We start from the raw sequence: 22220 nt of genomic DNA on the forward strand, positions 1-22220 counted from the left end.
ATGTTTTTTTTATGAATTTGTTTAGTTCTAAACTATTAAACAAAACTCCTGAATATTGTATTTCTCAATAAGAATTCGAACAGCAATAACAACCCAGCCAGAATAACTAGAGGTCTATATTTTTCGTCGTAGTTATAAAATTTGAATTCTTCTATTTCGGTTTTCTCCAGTTTATTAATTTCTTCATAAATATCTTCAAGCTTTTTATTATCGGTTGCTCTAAAATATTTCCCACCCGTAGCGGTGGCGATTTCCTTTAATAAAACTTCATCGATTTCCACCTGTATACGTCCATATTGAAACTCTCCTGTTCTAGAATCTATAGCTACAGGGGACAAAGCCATACCATTTGTTCCTAAACCAATGGTATACACTTTTATGCCATATTCAACCGCTAATTCGCTGGCAATTTTAGGATCAATAAATCCGGAATTATTAACACCATCGGTTAGCAGTATGATCACCTTACTTTTCGCTTTACTGTCTTTTAACCGGTTTACCGATGTTGCGAGCCCCATACCAATGGCTGTTCCCCCTTCAATTACCGTATTATATTTAATGTCCTTTAACGAGCGAAGCACAATAACCTTATCACTTGTAATAGGCGTTTTTGTATAACTTTCGCCGGCATACTCAACTAATCCAATACGGTCGTTAGGGCGACCTTTAATAAATTCGGCGGCTACATTTTTTAAGGCTTCTAATCGATTTGGTCGCAAATCCTTCGCCAGCATACTGGCCGACACATCAATAGCCATAACGATATCGATACCTCGAGTTGTTTTTGTTTTTGTTGAAACATCAACACTGCGTGGTCTGGCTAAGGCTGTAATTAATAATGCCAACGCCAATAATCTAAGCGCAAACAATACATGCTTTAGTTTAGGTAATACTGAATTGGTAACTTTAAATCCTTTTAAGCTCGATATTTTTAATTCGGCCGTTTGCTTACTATGCTTAAACACATACCAGAGTATGGCTAATGGTAAAACCAACAGTAACCAGAAAAATTCTTTGTTTAAAAACTCTATTCCTTCAAACATTACTCTTCCGATTTTTTAAGTTCAACTGAATTTAAAATACGATCTATCATTTGGTCGGCATAAGTATCATTAACAGGGTAGGTGATTATAATCTGTTGCAATACATTTTGCGACGCAAAGGCTAGCATTACATATTTAGTTTCAACCAAATTACCAGTATTAAACCCATCTACTTTTAGACTCCCATGTACTTTTAAACCTTCGGCACCATTGGGCGTTGTATATTTTTCTTTGAATACCGAAATATCTTTCGCGCCCTGACTTTCTATTGCTTTCAAACTGCCTTCAACAGCCCTTTCCATATTCACACCTTCTTTAGGCGCATTCTTATAAGTCGTAGTTGTTACGCCAACACTAAATTCGTCTGCCAGTGCTCCATACATAAAAGAGGTCATATTCACTTGCGCTTTAACATCATCTGGTAATGGAAGCTCTACACGCTTTAATACTTTAGGTGTTGATATCGTTACCGGAGGCACGCCATAATCGCTGGTTACCCAGTTGCCTTCTAGCAGCTCTTTACTCTCATGACCAATAATGGTGTCTTTCACGTAACCAAAACCGTATTTAATACCAAAACCTATAACCGTTCCGATTAATAAAAACAAACTAATAGCGACAGTTAAAATTATTTTATTACGCTTCTTTTTACGCTCCTGTTCTGCTCGGTACTTTTCGTCTAAAAGTTTTTCTTCTTCGGTTGGCTCAGGCAGTGCTTCTTTAACATGATCAATTTCTACGTCAATAGTATTTCTGTCTAATTTGGCCAGTTCTTTATCGACTGCAGACTTAGCAAATTTTACTAAATCGGCTCGTTTTAAAATACTCTCCAGATTTTTAATGTCTTCTTGACTAATATCAACCTGATTGCCTTCTTTTAATAATTTTAACCGACTTATTAACTCATCGGTAGTACTTTCAAGCGCGCGATCGTATACCTTTTCATCAAGATATTTTCTTATTATAAACGTTAATTCAGAATAATAATCTTTGATTTCATCATTTTCTAAATAATCACTTTCATCTAATTTCTTTAAAGCCAGTTTCGCTCTGTCGTATGGTGGAAGCAAGGCAATTTCCTCTTCTTCAGTCAGCGGTTTTTTACGCCAGATGAACCAGTAGATTAAAAACGCCACAACTCCTAATATTAACAGCGTTATAAGTAAATATTTCCACCAATTACTAGCTGGTTTTTCAACTTCGATAAGTGGTTTTATATCGTAGAGTCCTTGTTTTGTAGTGTCGACCACTACATTTCTAACTTCAACTTGCAAAGAATCGGTGAAAAAGGTTTTATCACCAATAATAATTTTTTGTTTAGGAATGGTATAGGCTCCCGAATCGAATTGTGTTAAGCCATATTTCTTTATAAGGTTGAATTTATCCTTGTTTTTTAATGTGTCTATATCGTAAGAATCGATTACCTCCAAAGGCATGAATGTTTGCCCTTCTGGAAATACTACCAGATTTGTAGAATCAGTTTCAACCGACACTGTATATGTTATCTGTTCTCCAATTTTAATGGAGGTTGAATCTATCGCTGTTTTTACCTGAGCATTTAAAGAAGATACTATAAAAAGAAAAAAAACAATTAAACTCACCACCGATGACCGATGACCAATGACCATCGATTTATTACTCATAATTCGTAATTCGTCATTCATAATTTGTTTATCCTCTTCTTTTAAAATAGCCCAACATTTTTTTAACATAGCTTTCATCTACACGGCAATCTATCGTTCCGGCACCAGCCTTGTTGAAGCTTTCTTTATAATAATTTACTTTTTCGTTATAGAACCTGGCGTAATTTCGTCGCACGGTTTTTGAAGATGTATTAACCAGCATATACTCGCCAGTTTCTTCGTCCTGCATTTGCACCACACCCAGATTCGGAATTTCTTCTTCGTGCTTATCGTAAACCCTAATTCCTGTAACATCGTGTTTTCCTGCGGCAATTTTCATGGTATGATGATAATCGTCGGCAATAAAATCAGACAACACAAACACAATCGCCTTTTTCTTCATGACATTTTGCATGAATTTTAAGGCTTCGGCTAGGTTTGTTTGCTTACTTTCTGGTTGAAACTCGATAAGCTCGCGAATAATACGCAATACGTGCGAACGTCCTTTTTTAGGAGGAATATAAAGTTCGACCTTATCAGAAAATAAAATAAGCCCTATTTTATCGTTATTTTGAGTTGCTGAAAAAGCTAAAGTTGCTGCAATTTCGGTAACCACTTCATTTTTAAACTGCTGGTCTGTACCAAAAAGTTCAGATCCCGAAACATCAACCATAAGCATCATGGTGAGTTCACGTTCTTCCTCGAAGACCTTTATGTATGGCTCGTTATAACGAGCTGTAACATTCCAGTCGATATTACGAACATCGTCGCCAAATTGATACTGACGCACTTCGCTAAAGGTCATACCGCGTCCTTTGAAGGTAGAATGATATTCGCCCCCGAAGATATGATCAGACAAACGACGTGTCTTAATCTCTATTTTTCGTACTTTTTTTAGTAAATCTTTTGTATCCATTGTTCAATTGTCTATTGAATGTTTTTTATTGATCACTTAAGAAATAATCAATGTTCAATTATCAATTGTCAATTTTAAGGCACTTCGATTTCGTTTACTATTTTATTAATGATATCTACTGAAGTTACATTTTCGGCTTCAGCTTCGTAAGTAATACCTATTCTGTGTCGTAACACATCGTAAACCACAGCACGAACGTCTTCAGGGATTACATAACCACGACGCTTAATAAACGCATAACATTTTGCTGCTGTTGCTAAATTTATACTACCACGAGGTGATGCTCCAAAAGAAATTAATGGTTTTAAATCGGCTAGTTTATATTTTTCAGGATAACGCGTTGCAAAGATGATATCTAGAATATACTTTTCTATTTTTTCATCCATATATACTTCACGCACCGCTTTTTGTGCATTTAAAATTTGTTCTAAAGAAACTACCGGATTAACTTTTTCCCAGGCACCTTTTAGGTTGGCTCGCATAATTAATTGCTCTTCAGCAATTTTTGGATAGTCAATTACAGTTTTTAACATAAAACGGTCTACCTGTGCTTCAGGTAATGGGTAAGTTCCTTCTTGTTCTACCGGGTTTTGGGTAGCCATTACTAAAAATGGTTTATCTAAAGGAAAGGTATCGTCGCCAATAGTTACCTGTTTTTCCTGCATAGCTTCCAGTAAGGCAGCCTGAACTTTGGCTGGCGCCCTGTTAATCTCATCGGCTAAAACAAAGTTGGCAAAAATAGGCCCTTTTTTAATCGAGAAATCATTCTCTTTCATGTTGTAGATTAATGTACCTGTTACATCGGCAGGTAATAAATCTGGGGTAAATTGAATACGGCTAAAAGAACCCTGAACGGCTTGCGATAATGTGTTTATGGCAAGGGTTTTTGCTAAACCGGGCACCCCTTCTAATAAAATATGCCCCTGACCAAGTAATCCAATAAGCAACCTTTCAACCATGTGTTTTTGCCCCACTATAACCTTATTCATTTCTAGCATCAGCAAGTCAACAAAAGCACTTTCTTTTTCTATTTTTTCATTAATTGTCTTAATATCAATTGTACCTGTATCTTCCATCATTATTAGAATTTTTAAAAGCCGAATATAATACGCTTATTCGAGCAATGCAAATTGTTAATTTTTTTCTTCGGAGCCTGTTAACAATTGGTTAAAATAAATATTTTTAAAAGTTAATGTTAGGTTAAAACAAAAAAAAAGCAATGCGGATGCATTGCTTTTAATTTTTTAAGGATTTTATTAATTATTCTGCAACCAATGTAATTTCGGCTACTTCCGTATTATCACCAGGAGTAACATTTACCTCAACAGTCTGGTTTACATACCCTTCGGCAGTAACCATTAAATCATAATCTCCTGCAGGAACACCCTCTAAAAGATAAGCTCCATTTTCGCCAGTAATTGCTTCAATTTTTGGATCATCTTCTAAATTTTCAGGAGTCCCATTATCGCCGGTAACAACGTATACAATTGCTGTGTCATCTCCAACCAAACCTGCTACTGTACCAGAAATCGAACCCGGTTTTAACATTAACACGATTGGATCTTCAATAGTGGTGATTGCGCCATTAACAACTTGCACATCCATAGCACTAGCTGTGCCATAATCAGAATCTTCAGTTGTTGGCTCTACCGTTACCTCATAACTACCCTCTGGCACACCCCATAACGCAAAAGCACCAGTTTCATCGGTGTAAGCTGAAATAACAAGCTCGTCCTCCGTTCCTTCATAAGCTGTTACTGAAGCCATTGCAGGAAGGGCTTCCATTGGCGCTACCGTTCCTTCTATAATACCAGAAGATACTTCAGCATTTGCGTAAATCACAGGTTTTAAAATGATATTACCTGAATTTCCTGCCATGACGATAGATTTATTAACATCGAAATCTAACACATAATTATAAGTAAAACCTTCTTCAATTACAGCGTCGATTTTTAATTTTAATCCTGACTGCTGTGCACTAGGTGTTTTTAATTCGTGTGTTTCAATTGCTCCGCCTTCAGCTTCAATATCGATAGTGTTTCCATCTCCCAATACTAATCTCATTTGGCTTAATGTACCTGCAGGAATAGGGAAACGATCAACTAATACCTTGCTAAATCCACCACTAAATTCTAATAAATTAACCATACCGCTTTCGGCTTCAAGAGACATCCAGCCTTCGTCGCTTTCGGTATCATCATCCATTTTAATCAGGACATCTACTATATTTACATTTACAGCAGCATAATCACCAGGATTGTCAACAAGTCTTATAGAAATTCTAGGCGCTTCGGCACTTACTCCATCAGATTCAGAGTCTTTACAACCGAAAACAAATGTTAATAATAACAGGGGTAAAATAAATTTTAGCTGTCTTAAATTTTTCATAAGGATTATTTTTTGTTTAAAAATATATACGCATCAAAGTGGGAATTGGATGTTTGCATCCTGTTTTTTAAACCCCATTTAAAAATGCCTTCTCAATTTACAGTTTATCGTTGTTTTTCAGTATTTTTATATGTGAATTACAGAAAAACATATACAAACTGCAACAGAATAACATCTTAAATTTATTTAAATTTGAGTATGAAAAAAACTGCATTTATAACTGGAGCTACCAGCGGAATTGGTCGCGCCACTGCAATTGAGTTCGCAAAACACCATATAAATTTAATTTTATGCGGAAGACGACTAGAGCGTTTAGAAATTTTAAAAAAAGAACTGGAACCATTAACTCAAGTTCACATTTTACATTTTGATGTTCGTGATAAATCGGAAGTTTTTTCTGCTATCGACAGCTTACCTGAGGCTTTTAAAACGATCGATATTTTAATAAACAACGCCGGGAACGCTCATGGCTTAGACCCCATTCAAGAAGGACATCTAGACGATTGGGATGCCATGATGGATATAAACGTAAAAGGTCTGCTTTATGTAAGCAAAGCTATAATTCCGCAAATGACAGAGCGCCAATCAGGACACATTATAAACATAGGATCATCGGCAGGTAAAGAGGTGTATCCTAACGGTAATGTGTATTGCGGCAGTAAACATGCCGTTTTGGCTATTACCGAAGGTATGCGCCTAGATTTAAATAAATTTGGCATAAAAGTAAGTGCTGTAAATCCGGGCTTAGTTGAAACCGAATTTTCTAAAGTGCGATTTAAAGGCGATGTTAAAGCAGATGCTGTTTATAAAGGTTTTAAAGCCTTACAAGCCGAAGATATCGCCGAAATCATCTATTTTGTAGTATCGAGACCAACTCATGTAAATATTGCTGATTTACTGGTATTCCCTACTGCTCAAGCCAATAGTGTAACGGTAAAAAAAGACGAGTAATTACATGATTAACAAACGCCTGCTTATAAAGCATTTATTAGCTCACAACGACGAGAACAGCTTCTACGACAAAAAGCGTAAGGTTAATATTAGTTTTAAAGAAGGTAAAGCCAAATTCTTAAAACATGTATGTGCACTATCCAATAGCAACCCTAAAAACAACTCGTATATCCTAATTGGGGTTGAAGACAAGGATAATCGTATTGTTGGTGTCGACTTTTTCGACGATAGCAAAATTCAAAATCTTATCAATGCCTATTTAACCCATCCGCCAATTGTTCAGTATGAAAATATTTCATTTCCTCATTTACCAGAGGACAAAGTTGTTGGCTTGGTAACCATCCGCCCTACTGGAAAAATTACATCCCTTCGAAAAAACATCTGGAAATACTATGGTGGTTCGGTATTTTTTAGGGATGGCAGTATGAGCATGCCTAAAGTGTTTGATATTGAAATAAAAGATATCAACTCCAAAATCGTCGAATCTATAGAAAATAATTCTCAGAATAATATTGAGCATACCTTAAACGGAGTTTTCGACTTCATGAATTTGCACAAAGACTATCATCCGCAATACAAAGTATTTAAAGAGTATTTTGTGGTTTGTTGGTCCGGGCAAAAAAAGGTAGTAAAAGACGAAACCTTTTACTCTAGAGTAGACATAAAGCTTATTAACGAACAAGTGCTACTGTTTTTTTCAGCACTAGATGAAGTCGCCATAACTATTGATGACGATCGTTTTAAAATAATAGAATACGTAAACCTAGGGTTTCAAAATCAAAATAAATATTATCAGCTGGAAGAAACCATTATTCATTTTGAAGAAAATGCCGCTTATCATATTGAAACCAAATTATTGTTTGAGCCCCCTCAATACGACAAAAAAGTCCTGCATCATATTTACAACACTAATAATGCCATTTTAGAAAAACTAAAAAAAGGATTATCGTTTACCAATAATGAATTAGCCGATTTAAAAAACCTGCCCATAACCTATTTGATATGTTATTTTAATTCGTTTCATGACGCCATAGACAAATTAAATGAAGCAAAACCTTATTTAAAAAGTTATGATGATTATTTATATCAACTTTATAAAGAAACCATCAGAATTTTAAGGAAAGTGAAATATAGTTAAGCCAATAATTTTTTAATTTTTAAATAATTCAAAACAATAATAAAATTCATTATATTTGTCTTGCTATTAATCTTTTTAAGATATGACCTTGTTTCTACATGAGCTTGCTCAAACCGAAACAAGGTCTTTTTTTTTAAATAAATTCTAATTGATTAAAGTTTTTATTTAAAATCTTTTCATCGTTTACTTCCAGCCATTTGTTCAAAACAGTGGCATAAATGGTTCTGAAATCTATTTCAAATTTCAAATCTCCATTATCATCTAAATCAGATAAATTTGGATTGTTATTATAAATGCCCTGCTTTTTTAGTTGTCCGCCAATAATAAATACATTATTTGCCGTACCATGGTCGGTACCTTGTCCGGCGTTTTGAGCAACCCTTCTTCCAAATTCTGAAAACGTTAAAACCAATGTATCGTTAAATGTGTTATTCGATTTTAAATCATTGACAAAAGCTTCAACGCCATCGGCATAAGTTTTTAATAATCGTTTTTGGGTATTTAACTGCCCCGCATGAGTATCAAATCCTCCTAATGAGGTATAAAATACTTTTGTCTCGATTCCTGAATTGATAAATTGCGCCGTGGTTTTAAGCTGATTTGCAAACTTGTTATCGGGATAAGAAGCATGATTTGATACCGTTTTAGTCGTTTCAAAAATATATTTCGCAGAAGATTGCGCTTCTATCATGGTTTTATACAAATACCCCAAATTATGCTCACTTAAATGCGCATCTTTTTCATGATTTACCAGATTTTTAAAATAAGGATCTCTAGACAGATTAAAAAAAGCTTTAGGATTTTTAGTGGCAATTCCATTTAATCGCTCCCCTTTTAAGGCTAACGACAAATTATCGTCTACCTCAATTCCTAAATAAGGTTTGTTGGCATAATTATCAAGATAACGTCCCAACCAACCAGTTTGAGAATACCTATTGGCATCGGTAGCCGTTTGCCAAATATCCATAGACCTAAAATGGGAACGTACCGGATTTGGATACCCCACATTATTAATTACGGTTAAATCGCCATTATCATACAAACGCTTTAATGGCAATAAGCTACTATGAAACCCTAACTCATCATTTACTTTTATAATATCCTTTTTAGAAATAGCCAACGTTGGTCGTGCCTTATAATAAAGATCATTTGTAAAAGGAACAACCGTATTAAGTCCATCGTTTCCTCCCGATAATTGAATTATCACCAATCGCTTATACCCTAATTTACTAGTTGCTACCTGCTCAAATGCTTTTACAAAACTTGGAACAAAAAATAAACTACTGGCCAGCGATGATTGTTTTAAAAATTTTCTTCTTTCCATAATTAACACATTTGATATTCGGGCAACGACATAAGCTGAACGCAATATTCTTGCTTTGAAGTTTTATTTAAAGTACTTAAATACTGTTCGGCGGTTGAACTTAAAGGTGCCATCAATACGTAGTCTTGTAATTTATTTGAAGGCACTTGCTTAAAACAATTTTCGAAAAAATTCCAGTCCCTTTGAATCTTAAACTGTTTACCCACTCTATTTTTTAACACCTGTTTTTTAGCAAGCATCATAGATTCAGACTCGTCATTTTCCACTTTAGAAATATAAGCGTCATTTAATAAAATTGAAGGTAATTTTAATCGTAGCGAAATGGTATTACTGTCTATCCAGGAACGACTACCTTTCCAGCCCGCTACATTTGGCGGATCTAAAAGGACTTGCCCCAGCTGCCGTTGAAGATAAAGCAACTGTTTTTTATTTTCGAAACGAATAGGAACAAGGTGATTTATACCTACCAACAATTCTACCGGTGACTTTATTTTTATTCCAATATTTTCATCGTCGTAAAACCAATCGGCACAAAACACAAAATGCATTAACGATTTAATGTTGTAGTCTCGGTAAAAAACATCGACCATTTCGTTTATGTGCTTTGCATTTAACCGATCATTTACGAAGTAAGCATATATCTTTTCACAGATAAACTTAGCGCACTGTCTCTGCTTTAAAATTATATCTATAATATCGGCTCCATCAAAATTTCCTGTTTCACCAAAAAATACTTTATAAGAATTATCATGCTGAAAGGCTCTAAGTACAAAATCTCCTTCTAAGTTATGGCTATACCCCGTGAATGCCTTGGCACTCTCTTTAATATCTTCTTCGGTGTAATGGCCTTCACCTAAAGTGAATAATTCCATAAGTTCTCGTGCAAAATTCTCGTTTGGCTTTTGCTTTTTATTCTGTTTTGTATTCAAATACTTTGTCATTGCCGCCTCCTTAGAAATGGCATTTACAAAATCTTTAAAATTTCCGAGTGCAAAAGTTCGTAGCGTATTATTATACTTTTGCGTGTAAACCACATTATTATCCTCACAAACAAAAACGTTCGCCCAAAAAAGCGTCATTTTCTCTCGCAAAAGTTCCCATGGTTTCATCATTCTTTGCATCCAAGACATATTAAGCTCGATACTTTTTTTACGACTTAATTGCTGAATTTTTTTTCGTTCTACATCGGATAATGGACCACCACTTTTTAAAATCTGATTGAGTTCTGAAGTATCAATATTTAAAGGACTAATTTTTTCAGAATTTTTAAAAAGAAGATCAACAACTGCCTTGCGTTTCAAGTCTTTTAAAGGTTCTAAATCATTTGGCAGTATTCCAAATCCGGCACGCCAATATAAATGTTGAATATGCTTTAGCTTCATATGCCTGGAATTATTTAGTTAAGTATAACCTCTTAGACTCTAATTAATTGAAAAAGTTTATATATGACTAACGAAAACTAATCAATAATTATTTTTCAATGTAGAAATAAGATCTTTTTTCCCAAAACAGAAACGAAAACCAAAACCAATGGTATGAAAACTAGCGTTATCGAAGATCGAATTTAATTCTGCCGCCGTTTGAATATTCATGTGATCATTTCGATATGTATAATTAATATAAACTGCTAATTGAGAAACTAGCATATAATGAATATATGCATCGTAAGCTCTTATACGCCCTCTATCTGTTTGAAACACTAATTTATTATTGGGATCTATTTTATTTTTATACCTAGAACGACCTAATACGGCCGCACTTACGCCCAGTTTTAATTTTGTAACAGGCTCAATTTCGTAACCAACGCTCAAATACTGATGTATTGCAGTGGTTTTTTCATAATTTCCAACGATACTTTTATCTTTTACTTTAAAATAATGTGCGCCTGCAGTTCCTGAAACAAAAAAGCCTTTATAAACAAATACATGAAGTTTTAAATTAACCCCAAACTTTCCCTTTAAACCTAATCCGGTAAAATTATCGCCAGTTGTAATTGGCAATGCGTACTCGTAAGCAAAATATCCCAGATTTTTATTTGATACCTCAACACCTTGATCTTTTGCCTTGTTATTTTGAGCAAAACTCAAACTACAACAAGTAAACAATAACGAAAAACAACAAAGCTTAATACGAAAATTCAAATTCATAATTTTCTTCATCAATAATAAATGTTTCTACAACTTCCGGGCCGTCGTTAATGACGTATCTAAATTCAACAACGGATCCTAAAACAGTCCAAAAAAAACTTGAATCATTAGGGTTATTATCATCGAGAAATCGACTTATGTAAACCGCATCAAAACAATTGGAATTCTCAGGATTTATTTGCCCGTTTTCAAAATATTCATAGCATTTAACGTTAGGAAAATTAAAGGAATAATGTAGTGTTGTTCCTAATGGACTTGTTCTGGTGATTGTGTAGTTTACTTTTGAATTCTTTTTCAGCTGAACAGCTTCTAAATTAATGGTGTAATTGTCAGGTTTATTATTCTCGAAAGTATTCGATAAATAATAATATTCGGTATAATTATCTGCACTTTTTACTTCAACTACATATTCTTCATTTTTAGGCAACAGCGATGTGATTTGAAAACCTCCATCTTGTGCTGATAAATCACTTCCTAAAAAATAAGATTGCAAATAATAATCCTCTCTGAAAATATAAGCGGTTACTTTTGCATCTAAAATGGGTGCATTGTTTTCATCAAGCACTTTTCCTTTAATTAACACTCTGGCATTAGGCTCAAATTGAGGGATTGAACAACCTCCCCATAAAACAATAGCAAAAACCAAAAAGGCATAATTTTTCATTTACTTAGTGAGTTTATACTAAGATGTTTATTTCACTTTATGGTTGCGTTAAAAAAAGAAAAATATTACAAATGGAATTTTATTCCCTGTGCTAAAGGTAGATTTGCCGTATAATTAATAGTATTGGTTTGTCTTCGCATGTATACTTTCCATGCATCGGAACCAGATTCGCGACCGCCTCCAGTTTCCTTTTCTCCACCAAAAGCACCACCAATTTCGGCTCCAGAAGTTCCGATATTTACATTAGCAATTCCGCAATCGGAACCTGCAACAGATAAAAAATGCTCTGCTTCTCGTAAATTATTAGTCATAATTGCTGATGATAAACCCTGCACCACATTGTTTTGTATTTGAATAGCATTTTGAACATCGCCTGAATATTTTAGCAAGTACAAAACAGGTGCAAAAGTTTCATGCTGAACAATTTTATAATCTGGTTTGGCTTCTGCTATTGCTGGTTTTACATAACAACCACTTTCATAACCTTCACCATGTAATACACCGCCCTCTACCACCAAATGACCGCCTTCGGCAACCACTTTATTTAAGGCATTTGTATACATGGTTACAGCCTCTTTATCAATTAATGGCCCTACATGATTCGATTCATTAAGCGGATTACCAATTCGTAATTGCTTATAAGCTTCAACAAGAGCATTTTTTACTTTATCGTAAATGCTTTCATGTATAATTAATCGGCGGGTACTGGTACAGCGTTGTCCCGCGGTTCCTACTGCGCCAAATACAGCTCCAATAACTGTCATTTTTATATCAGCATCCGGAGTTACAATAATGGCATTATTTCCCCCAAGCTCTAATAAAGATTTACCCAATCTTGCAGCAACATCCTGAGCTACAATTTTACCCATTCTTGTAGAGCCCGTTGCTGAAACTAATGGTATTTGAGAACTTTTTGAAATAAACTCCCCGACTTTATAATCGCCATTAACCAAACAAGAAATGCCTTCCGGTAAATTATTGGCTTTAAAAACCTCGGTAGCAATATTTTGACAAGCAATACCGCAAAGCGGTGTTTTTTCACTGGGTTTCCAAATAGTAACATCACCACAAACCCATGCCAAAGCAGTATTCCATGACCAAACAGCAACTGGAAAATTAAAGGCCGAAATAATACCGACAATACCTAAAGGATGGTATTGTTCATACATACGATGCCCCGGACGTTCAGAATGCATGGTTAAACCATGTAACTGACGTGATAAACCTACAGCAAAATCACAGATATCAATCATTTCCTGAACTTCACCAAGCCCTTCCTGGTATGATTTACCCATTTCGTAGGATACTAACTTACCAAGCGCTTCTTTTTTATCTCTTAGTTTGTCCCCAAACTGTCTTACAATTTCACCACGTTGTGGTGCAGGCATTAATCGCCAGGTTTTAAATGCCGATGATGCCGTAATTAGTACCTTTTCAAAATCTTCTAAATTTGTAGCTTTTACTTCTGCAATAAGTTTTCCATCAACGGGAGAATAACTGGATATAAGGTCGCCCGAACCGAAAGAATTTGTCCCTGTTGATGTTCCATTATTTATTGGTTTTACCCCTAAAATATCAAGTGCTTTATCAATACCAAAATCTATTGCCCGAGTGTCCATAATTAAACTATTTACCGTTTTAGCTTTATTTTTTTACGAATATAGCAATAAAATAACGCTTATTAAGATGTTATTTTTCAAATAACTAAATACTTAAAGTATCTTTCTTTTTAACCAAACTACGAATAACCCAATATCCTAACACACCAGAAATAAGTGAACCAGACAAAATACCCACCTTAGCCGAACTTAAAAGTACCGCATCGGTAAATGCTAAATTGGCAATAAACAAAGACATCGTAAATCCTAGACCTCCTAACAGCGCAGCTCCCAAAATTTGTTTAAAATTTACGCCTTTAGGCAAATGTGCGATTTTAGTCGATACGGCTAACCAAGATGCCACACTAATACCCACAAACTTACCAATTACTAAGGCCAAAGCGATAGGTAAGGCCACACCAAAATCTATTTCTGTTCCACTAGAAATGGTTACCCCTGCATTTGCAAAAGCAAAAACAGGCATTATAAAATACACAATCCAAGGATGCAAATCATGTTCTATTTTTTGTAACGGCGAATTAATATGTACAGAAGCCATGCGTATAGCATAAGCGGCATGCACGTGTTCTTGCTTTAAAATATGGTGCGTTTTTACGTGGTCACGTTCTTCGGTAAACCGCTGCACAGAAACTTTAATTTTCTCGAAAAACCGGTCTAATGTTGTTGTGCGGGTTGCTGGAATAGTAAATGCTAATAGTACACCTGCAATAGTAGGATGAATTCCTGATTTCAAAAATAAAATCCACACCACGACACTAAGCGGGAAAAATATGAATTTTGAAAAATACTTCTTCATCCCTAAAAACACCATAAATACAAGGATGATTGCAGAATACAGCAAAAGCATCAAATTAATATCGGTAGCATAAAAGACACCTATAACGATTACCGCTGCTAAATCATCTACAATAGCAAACGCCGTTAAAAACACCTTTAAACCTAAGGGCACTCTTTTTCCAAGTAGTTTTAAGATCCCTAAAGAAAAAGCAATATCGGTAGCCATAGGTACGCCCCATCCTTTAGATAAATCTGGGTTTGGTATCGTTAAAAAATAAATTACAATCGGTACTAAAACACCACCAAGCGCTGCTAATACGGGTAATGACGCTTTATATATTGATGATAACTCACCATCCAATATTTCGCGCTTTATTTCCAGACCAACATGAAAAAAGAAAATAGCCATTAAACCATCGTTAATCCACAGATAAAAAGGCTCGGTTAACTCAAAACCTTTCTCTAAAAAGCCTAAAGTAAATTCACTTTTTAATAAATTATGATACAGCGTATTCCACGGGGAGTTAGCTATAATTAATGCCAAAACCGTTGCAAACAGCAACAAAAAACTTCCAGAATTTGAAGATTTCACAAACCTATTAATAGGCTCTATAATTTTATTCATTTTTAAAACTTTGGTGATTTAAACGTCAAATTACAAATAACCCTACAGGCAAAATATGACACTTATCAGCTTTAACCAGATTATTTAGAATAAGTTATAACGGTTTTCAGAATCCTGTAAAAACACAAAACTCCAAGAATTGATTTAGTTAAAAACAAGTATCTTTAAACTGTACATAAAACATTTACCATGCATTACATTTTCCGCTCATTCTTATTTGTTTTGTTTTTGTTTTCATGCAAAAACGGCACTGAAAAACCTCAGAAACCAAATATTAAAGAAGCTAAATTTGCTATTATTATTCATGGCGGCGCAGGGACCATTTTAAAAAAGAATATGTCCCCAGAAAAAGAAAAACTTTATAAAGCTAAACTAGAAGAAGCTATACGTGTCGGATATAACATTTTGAATGAAGGCGGTAGTAGCATTGATGCTGTGCAAAAAACCATTAATACTCTAGAAGATTCACCATTGTTTAACGCCGGAAAAGGTGCCGTATTTACTAATGCAGAAACCAATGAGCATGACGCCTCCATAATGGATGGTAAAACGCTAAATGCTGGTGCATCAGCCGGAACAAAAACTGTGAAAAACCCTATAAATTTAGCCCGTGCCATAATGGAAAACTCGCCTCATGTTATGCTTTCTGGGGAAGGTGCCGAACAATTTGCTGCGGAACAACAACTCATACTTGTAGACCCTTCATATTTCTATACTAAAAAAAGCTTCAAATCTTTAGAAAGAGTAAAACAGAATGAAAACATGGCATACTACGATGCCAATATTAACGATTCAAAATTTGGAACAGTAGGCTGTGCTGCCCTCGATAAAAAAGGCAATCTGGCAGCAGGAACATCTACTGGAGGGATGACCAATAAGCGCTGGGGACGCATAGGCGATTCACCAGTTATAGGATCTGGTACTTATGCCAACAACCAAACTTGTGCTATTTCTTGTACTGGCTGGGGCGAATATTTTATTCGATCGGTAGTTGCCCACGATATTTCAGCACTTATGGAATATAAAGGACTCTCCATAACGCAAGCTGCAAAAGAAGTCATTCACAATAAAGTTGGAAAGCTAGGGGGAAATGGCGGTGTAATTGGGGTTGACAATAAAGGGAATCTGATGATGGAATTCAACACAGCTGGCATGTTTAGAGCAACTATGACAGCTAACGGTGATCTGTACATTGGTATGTTTGAAAAATAACAAATCCGACTATAAAGACTTTACTTGTTGCAAAAGCACAGCAAACTAATGAAATTATGCGGTTTAAAAGGTTTTGATTCCTGACATTCTAATTAGCTAAAAAAAATATTCAAATTCGATTTATTGAGCGAAATATAATACGTAATTTTAACTCAATCCGTTAACCATATTATCCCATTTTTAATGTCCCTGAAACACATCCTTTTAATTATCCTTGCTTTTAATTTTGCTGTATCATGTAAGCATAAAAGTGACCAACAAGACACCGATAACCTTTTTAAATTTAAAGAATACATCAGTTATACGACTAATGGAAGGGTCTCTACCCACGACCCAATAGTCATTAATTTAAAAAAGAATGTTGACAACTGGATACCTGGTGAAACCATAAATACCGATTTTATGGAAATAAAACCTCATGTTCAGGGCAACTTAACCACCACTAATACACACGCCCTTACCTTTATACTCGACGAACCTCTTGAACCAGATACCGAATATACAGTAACAGTAAAATTAGATGATATCTACAAAAACATTCCGGAGGAATTTAATCACTACACCTTTCAATTTAAAACCATAGCGCCAAACTTTTTCATTACCACTACTAATTTACAATCCTACAGCAAGTCCTGGCAGTATTTAGAAGCCCGACTAAATTCTGCAGATATTATTTCTTTAGAAAAAGCAAAACAATTGGTGGAAGCTTCACAAAATGGAAAACCTTTAAAACTTAAATGGAATGAAGCCAATAAAACATCTAAACTTTTCGATTTTAAAATAGATAGTATTAACCGTTTGGTTGACGATTCTGAAATTATCGTAAAATGGAAAGGTAAAGCTATACATGCAGATAATGAAGGTGAGAATACGATTAAAATACCAGGCATTAATAACTTTTCAATAGTAAATGTAGAGGTTATACAACGACCAGAACAAGCCCTGATAATTAACTTTTCCGATCCTTTAAAAAAACAACAAAATTTTGATGGTTTAGTGAGTATTCAAAATGCAAAGAAGCCAAAATACGTTGTTATAGGAAATGTATTAAAAGTGTATCCCGACACCCGATTAGTTGGTAATATTTTAGTCGATGTTTTTCAGGGTATAATGAATACCGATGGTTATAAACTCAAAAATCCTTTATCTGAAACCCTTTCTTTTGAAGAAATAAAACCACAGCTAAGACTCATTAGTAACGGAAGTATTTTACCTAATTCTAAGGCCTTAAAATTCAATTTTGAAGCTGTAAATTTGAAAGCTATAGATGTTCGTATCATTAAAATATTTGAAGACAATATACTTCAGTTTCTTCAAGATAATACTTTAAACAGCAACAATGACAACGCTATTAAGCACGTGGGTCGCCGCATTGCCAAACAAACCATAAATCTTTACGAAGAAGGTGAAATTAACGATGGTAAATGGAAAGCTTACAGTATCGATTTATCGAAATATTTTAAGGCAGATCCTGGAGCAATTTACCGTGTAGAACTGAGCTACACAAAAGAATATTCGTTATTTAATTGCGACGATTATACAGAAACAAATCCAGATGAAACCTATGATGAAGACTACTACGAAGAAGATTTTACTGAAGGTGATCTGGACTATTCTGAAGAAAGCGAAAACATTAGAGAAGAAGCCTATTGGGACAATTTAACTTACCGCTATAAAAACTACACCTATAATTGGCGTGAACGCGATAATCCTTGCCACGATGCTTATTTCCACGAAAACCGAATGGTAGCTCAAAACCTTTTAGCATCTAACCTTGGTGTAATTGCAAAACGAAGTAGCACTAACGAATACTTTTTTGCTGTTACCGACATTTTAAATACCGAACCTATTGCAAATGCCGAAATAAGACTTTATAATTTTCAGCAGCAACAACTAAGTAAATCCCAAACTAATAACGATGGGTTAGCCATTATAAAATCTGAAAACCATGCCGCTTTCGCTATTATTTCCAAAGGGGCTAATACAACTTATTTAAAACTTCAGGATGGTCATTCGTTATCGCTAAGTAAGTTTGATATATCAGGAAATAAATTACAGCGAGGACTAAAAGGTTATATTTACGGTGAACGCGGTGTTTGGCGCCCTGGAGATTCATTGTTTTTAAGTTTTATACTTAATGATAAGGCCAATAAACTTCCAGCAGGACACCCGGTAAAAATGGAAGTCCGAGATCCTAATGGTAAACTTATATATAAAAATATAACAGCCAATAATGTCAATAATTTTTATCAATTTACGGTTCCAACCTCAACAGATGGTAAAACAGGGACTTATAGTGCAAAAGTATCGGTAGGTGGCGTTTCATTCTTTAAAAGTTTACGTATTGAAACGGTTAAACCTAACCGCTTAAAACTTAAAGTCGACTTTAAAAATGATATATTAACTACTGAAAAACCAATTAATGGAACTTTAGATGTAAAATGGTTACACGGTGCGCCTGCTAAAAACCTAAAAACCGAAATTAAAGCACGATTTAGTGTCTCGAATACTGGGTTTAAAAATTATAAAGATTATGTTTTTACAGACCCTACCAGATCATTTTCTTCGGAAGATATTAATGTATTTGAAGGAAAGGTTAATGCAGAAGGCCAAGCAACTTTTAACAAATCACTTAAAGTTGGTAAAAATGCCCCGGGATTATTAAACGCTCAATTTTTAGTCCGTGCTTTCGAAAATGGTGGCGATTCTTCCATCGATGCCTTTACCAAAACCTTTGCGCCATACGCCTCGTTTGTAGGATTAAAATCACCACAAAGCAACCGATTTGGTTCATACTACACCGACGAAAATCAAACCTTTAATGTTGTTGTTGTCGATGCTCAAGGAAATCCTGTAAAACGAAATAAATTAGAGGTTAAAATTTATAAAATTGAATGGCGTTGGTGGTGGAACTCTTCGTACGACAACCTCTCTAGCTATGTTTCTAGCAAATACCATCGTCCGTATTTCGATCAACTGATAAACACCGATGCGCAAGGCAAGGCACAATTCAAATTAAAAATTCCTGAAAACGAACGTGGTCGCTATTTAATTCGGGTTACAGACCCGACTAGTGGTCATGCTACTGGTCGTACCGCATATTTCTACAAAAACTGGAATCAAACAGCTCCTTCAGCAGATAAAGAAGCTGCAAAAATGCTAGTGTTTTCAGCCGATAAAGAAAGTTACAATGTAGGAGAAACAGCCAAAATAACATTCCCTTCAGGTCCTGAAGGTCGCGCTTTAATTAGTATTGAAAACGGCTCTGAAATTATTGATCATCAATGGGTAAAAACTATCCAAAATGAAACCACCGTAAACATACCTATTACACCAGAAATGGCACCAAACGTATTCGTCAATATTTCATTATTACAACCCCATGCTATTACAAGTAACGATTTACCTATTCGTTTATACGGTGTTATTCCTTTAATGGTAGAAAACCCGGTAACCAAACTTCATCCCGTAATACAAATGCCTGATGAATTAAAGCCTGAACAAGAATTTAAAATTGACGTTTCAGAAAAAAACAATAAGGCCATGACTTACACCATAGCGGTGGTTGAAGAAGGTTTACTCGATTTAACGCGTTTTAGCACGCCAAATGCCTGGCAATCCTTTTTCGCCCGCGAAGCTCTTGGAGTAAAAACCTGGGATATTTTCGATGATGTTATTGGCGCCTATAGCGGCAGTATTGATCAGGTATTCGCCATAGGTGGCGACGGCTCGGCTCTTGCTGGTAAAAAGAAAAAAGCTAACCGTTTTAAACCTGTTGTAAAATATTTAGGACCCTTTTCTTTAGAAGCTGGCAAAACGGCCTCACATGTACTTATAATGCCAAATTACATTGGTGCAGTTAGAGCTATGATTGTTGCTGGAAACGTAAATACAGAAGCCTATGGCAGCTCCGATAAGTCAGTACAGGTTAAAAAACCACTAATGGTATTGGCTACGCTTCCGCGGAAGCTTAGTCCGGGAGAAAAAGTTACTTTACCAGTTACGGTTTTTGCTATGAACAAAAAAATAAAACAGGCAACCGTTAAACTAAAATTGAGTAAAGGCATTCAAATTATAGGTGACCAAACAAAAACCTTAAACTTTACATCACCCGATGAAAAAATGGTTTACTTCGATTTAGATGTTAGTAAAGCCAATGGTTTTAATTCCTTAAGTGTTATTGCTTCCGGACAAGGTGAAACAGCATCGCAAAACATAGAATTTGATGTTTTTAATCCAAATCCAATAACTAATAAAATCACCAATATTACCTTAAATGCCAAAGAAACAAACTCTTTGAATTTTTCAACTTTTGGGGTGACAGGAACCAATGAAACGACTTTAGAATTTTCTACGTTACCTCCAATGGATTTTTCACGTCGTCTTAACTATTTAATACAATATCCTCATGGCTGCTTGGAACAAACCACATCGAGCGCTTTTCCGCAGTTATTTTTAAATGACATCTTTGATTTAACATACGACAAGAAAAAAGCCATCCAAACTAATATTGAAAAAGCGATAAAACGATTAGGGAATTTTCAACAACCTAATGGCGGTTTAAGTTATTGGATAGGTGAAAATCAGACTAATGACTGGGCTAGTAGTTACGCTGGTCATTTTATGATTGAAGCCGAGAAAAAAGGCTTTGTTTTACCATTAACTTTCAAAACTAATTGGTTAAAATATCAAAAACAGGCCGCACGTGATTGGCGACCATCTTACACATCGTATAATTCTGATTTAGCACAGGCTTATAGACTTTATACTTTAGCTCTGGCAGGAAGTCCTGACCTCGCTGCTATGAATCGCTTAAAAGAATTTAATAAACTCTCTAACGATGCAAAATGGCGATTAGCCGCAGCTTATGCGCTAGCCGGCCAAAAAGAAGCCAGTAAAGCCATTTCAAGAACCGCAAATATAAACTTCACATCTGAAAGATATGATTATTACACCTATGGTTCGGTAGACAGGAACCGCGCCATGGCACTCGAAACTATGGTGCTTACAGAGCATTCAAAAACTCGGGAAATTACAGAATATATTGCAAAACGATTATCAGGGAACAGCTGGATGAGTACGCAAACAACAGCCTACAGTTTGTTAGCTATGGCTAAAATGGTAGAAGCCAATGGTGGTAAATCAATGCAGTTGGAATACACGCTAAATGGCAAAACGACACCTGTATCTACAAACCATGCCATTGCCCAACGGAAATTAATCATTAACGAAGGCAATAATTTACTAAGTTTTACGAATAATTTAGATAACATAGTTTATGTTACTTTAATGAATTCGGGCAAACTTACTTTAGGTGAAGAATTAACCGAACAACGCGGTTTAAATATTGGCGTTAATTACAAAGACTTATCAGGTAAAACAATAGATGTAAAAACGTTAAAACAAGGTCAGGACTTTGTCGCTATTGTTACCGTAAATAATTTAAAAGACGAAACCATTAACGATATCGCTTTAACTCAAATATTTCCTTCTGGATGGGAAATTGTAAATACCCGCTTTACGGCATTTGGGGATAGTACAACAAGTGCAGCACGTTACACCGACATAAGAGATGACCGTGTAAACTTTTATTTCGATTTAGACAAACAAGGCAAACAAAGTTCAAAAAGATTTAGCGTATTGTTAAATGCATCGTATTTAGGCACCTATTATTTACCGGGTATACAAGCTGAAGCCATGTATGACAACGACTATTTTGTTCGAGGAAAAGGCCAATGGGTTACAGTTGAAAAATAATAGAATGTTCCTTTAAAATAAATTTTAATTTATAAAT

15 protein-coding genes are annotated in these 22220 nt (G+C 35.2%); 4 read left to right on the forward strand and 11 right to left on the reverse strand.

Annotated features, from left to right (window positions below; translation table 11 throughout):
* Positions 1-35: 35 nt before the first annotated feature.
* From ICJ83_RS03100 to ICJ83_RS03120, 5 genes are all read right to left on the reverse strand, one after another.
* Positions 36-1043, reverse strand: coding sequence for a vWA domain-containing protein (locus tag ICJ83_RS03100; protein ID WP_188228886.1), 1008 nt, complete (start codon positions 1041-1043; stop codon positions 36-38).
* Entirely contained in the window at positions 1043-2707 is a 1665-nt protein-coding gene (locus ICJ83_RS03105) for a BatD family protein (protein ID WP_188229280.1), read from the reverse strand. Before ICJ83_RS03105 ends, ICJ83_RS03100 begins: the two co-directional genes overlap by 1 nt.
* Before the next feature lie 7 nt (positions 2708-2714).
* On the reverse strand, positions 2715-3581 hold the full coding sequence (locus tag ICJ83_RS03110) for a DUF58 domain-containing protein (RefSeq protein WP_188228887.1): 867 nt from the start codon (positions 3579-3581) through the stop codon (positions 2715-2717).
* A 74-nt stretch (positions 3582-3655) separates the two neighbouring features.
* Positions 3656-4657 carry an AAA family ATPase gene (locus ICJ83_RS03115; protein WP_188229281.1) on the reverse strand — a complete coding sequence of 334 codons (1002 nt, stop codon included), beginning with the start codon at positions 4655-4657 and terminating at the stop codon, positions 3656-3658.
* A 184-nt stretch (positions 4658-4841) separates the two neighbouring features.
* Entirely contained in the window at positions 4842-5969 is a 1128-nt protein-coding gene (locus ICJ83_RS03120) for a DUF4382 domain-containing protein (RefSeq protein WP_188228888.1), read from the reverse strand.
* A gap of 198 nt (positions 5970-6167) precedes the next feature.
* Here ICJ83_RS03120 and ICJ83_RS03125 point away from each other — a divergent pair, with 198 nt between their 5' ends.
* Both ICJ83_RS03125 and ICJ83_RS03130 read left to right on the forward strand, forming a co-directional pair.
* The gene (locus tag ICJ83_RS03125; protein WP_188228889.1) at positions 6168-6920 is read left to right on the forward strand and encodes an SDR family NAD(P)-dependent oxidoreductase; all 753 of its coding nucleotides are present in this window, start codon (positions 6168-6170) and stop codon (positions 6918-6920) included.
* 4 nt (positions 6921-6924) lie between these two features.
* Entirely contained in the window at positions 6925-8058 is a 1134-nt protein-coding gene (locus ICJ83_RS03130) for an ATP-binding protein (RefSeq protein ID WP_188228890.1), read from the forward strand.
* Between the two features lie 133 nt (positions 8059-8191).
* Here the strand turns inward: ICJ83_RS03130 and ICJ83_RS03135 are convergent, their stop codons facing one another.
* From ICJ83_RS03135 to nhaA, 6 genes are all read right to left on the reverse strand, one after another.
* Positions 8192-9382, reverse strand: a complete 1191-nt coding sequence (locus ICJ83_RS03135) for a DUF1501 domain-containing protein (RefSeq protein ID WP_188228891.1) — start codon at positions 9380-9382, stop codon at positions 8192-8194.
* Between the two features lie 2 nt (positions 9383-9384).
* The gene (locus ICJ83_RS03140; protein WP_188228892.1) at positions 9385-10764 is read right to left on the reverse strand and encodes a DUF1800 domain-containing protein; all 1380 of its coding nucleotides are present in this window, start codon (positions 10762-10764) and stop codon (positions 9385-9387) included.
* Between the two features lie 81 nt (positions 10765-10845).
* Positions 10846-11469, reverse strand: coding sequence for a hypothetical protein (locus ICJ83_RS03145; protein WP_188228893.1), 624 nt, complete (start codon positions 11467-11469; stop codon positions 10846-10848).
* Between the two features lie 37 nt (positions 11470-11506).
* Positions 11507-12193 carry a carboxypeptidase-like regulatory domain-containing protein gene (locus ICJ83_RS03150; protein WP_188228894.1) on the reverse strand — a complete coding sequence of 229 codons (687 nt, stop codon included), beginning with the start codon at positions 12191-12193 and terminating at the stop codon, positions 11507-11509.
* Positions 12194-12258: 65 nt separating this feature from the next.
* Positions 12259-13812 carry an L-piperidine-6-carboxylate dehydrogenase gene (amaB, locus tag ICJ83_RS03155; protein ID WP_188228895.1) on the reverse strand — a complete coding sequence of 518 codons (1554 nt, stop codon included), beginning with the start codon at positions 13810-13812 and terminating at the stop codon, positions 12259-12261.
* 85 nt (positions 13813-13897) lie between these two features.
* Positions 13898-15214, reverse strand: coding sequence for a Na+/H+ antiporter NhaA (nhaA, locus tag ICJ83_RS03160; protein WP_188228896.1), 1317 nt, complete (start codon positions 15212-15214; stop codon positions 13898-13900).
* A 189-nt stretch (positions 15215-15403) separates the two neighbouring features.
* On the opposite strand from nhaA, the gene ICJ83_RS03165 reads away from it, so the two are divergent.
* Both ICJ83_RS03165 and ICJ83_RS03170 read left to right on the forward strand, forming a co-directional pair.
* Positions 15404-16426 carry an isoaspartyl peptidase/L-asparaginase family protein gene (locus ICJ83_RS03165; RefSeq protein WP_188228897.1) on the forward strand — a complete coding sequence of 341 codons (1023 nt, stop codon included), beginning with the start codon at positions 15404-15406 and terminating at the stop codon, positions 16424-16426.
* A gap of 183 nt (positions 16427-16609) precedes the next feature.
* Positions 16610-22183 carry an alpha-2-macroglobulin family protein gene (locus ICJ83_RS03170; protein ID WP_188228898.1) on the forward strand — a complete coding sequence of 1858 codons (5574 nt, stop codon included), beginning with the start codon at positions 16610-16612 and terminating at the stop codon, positions 22181-22183.
* Positions 22184-22220: the final 37 nt, after the last annotated feature.

The organism is Aestuariibaculum sediminum (assembly GCF_014596945.1).
Taxonomy (GTDB): Bacteria; Bacteroidota; Bacteroidia; order Flavobacteriales; family Flavobacteriaceae; genus Aestuariibaculum; species Aestuariibaculum sediminum.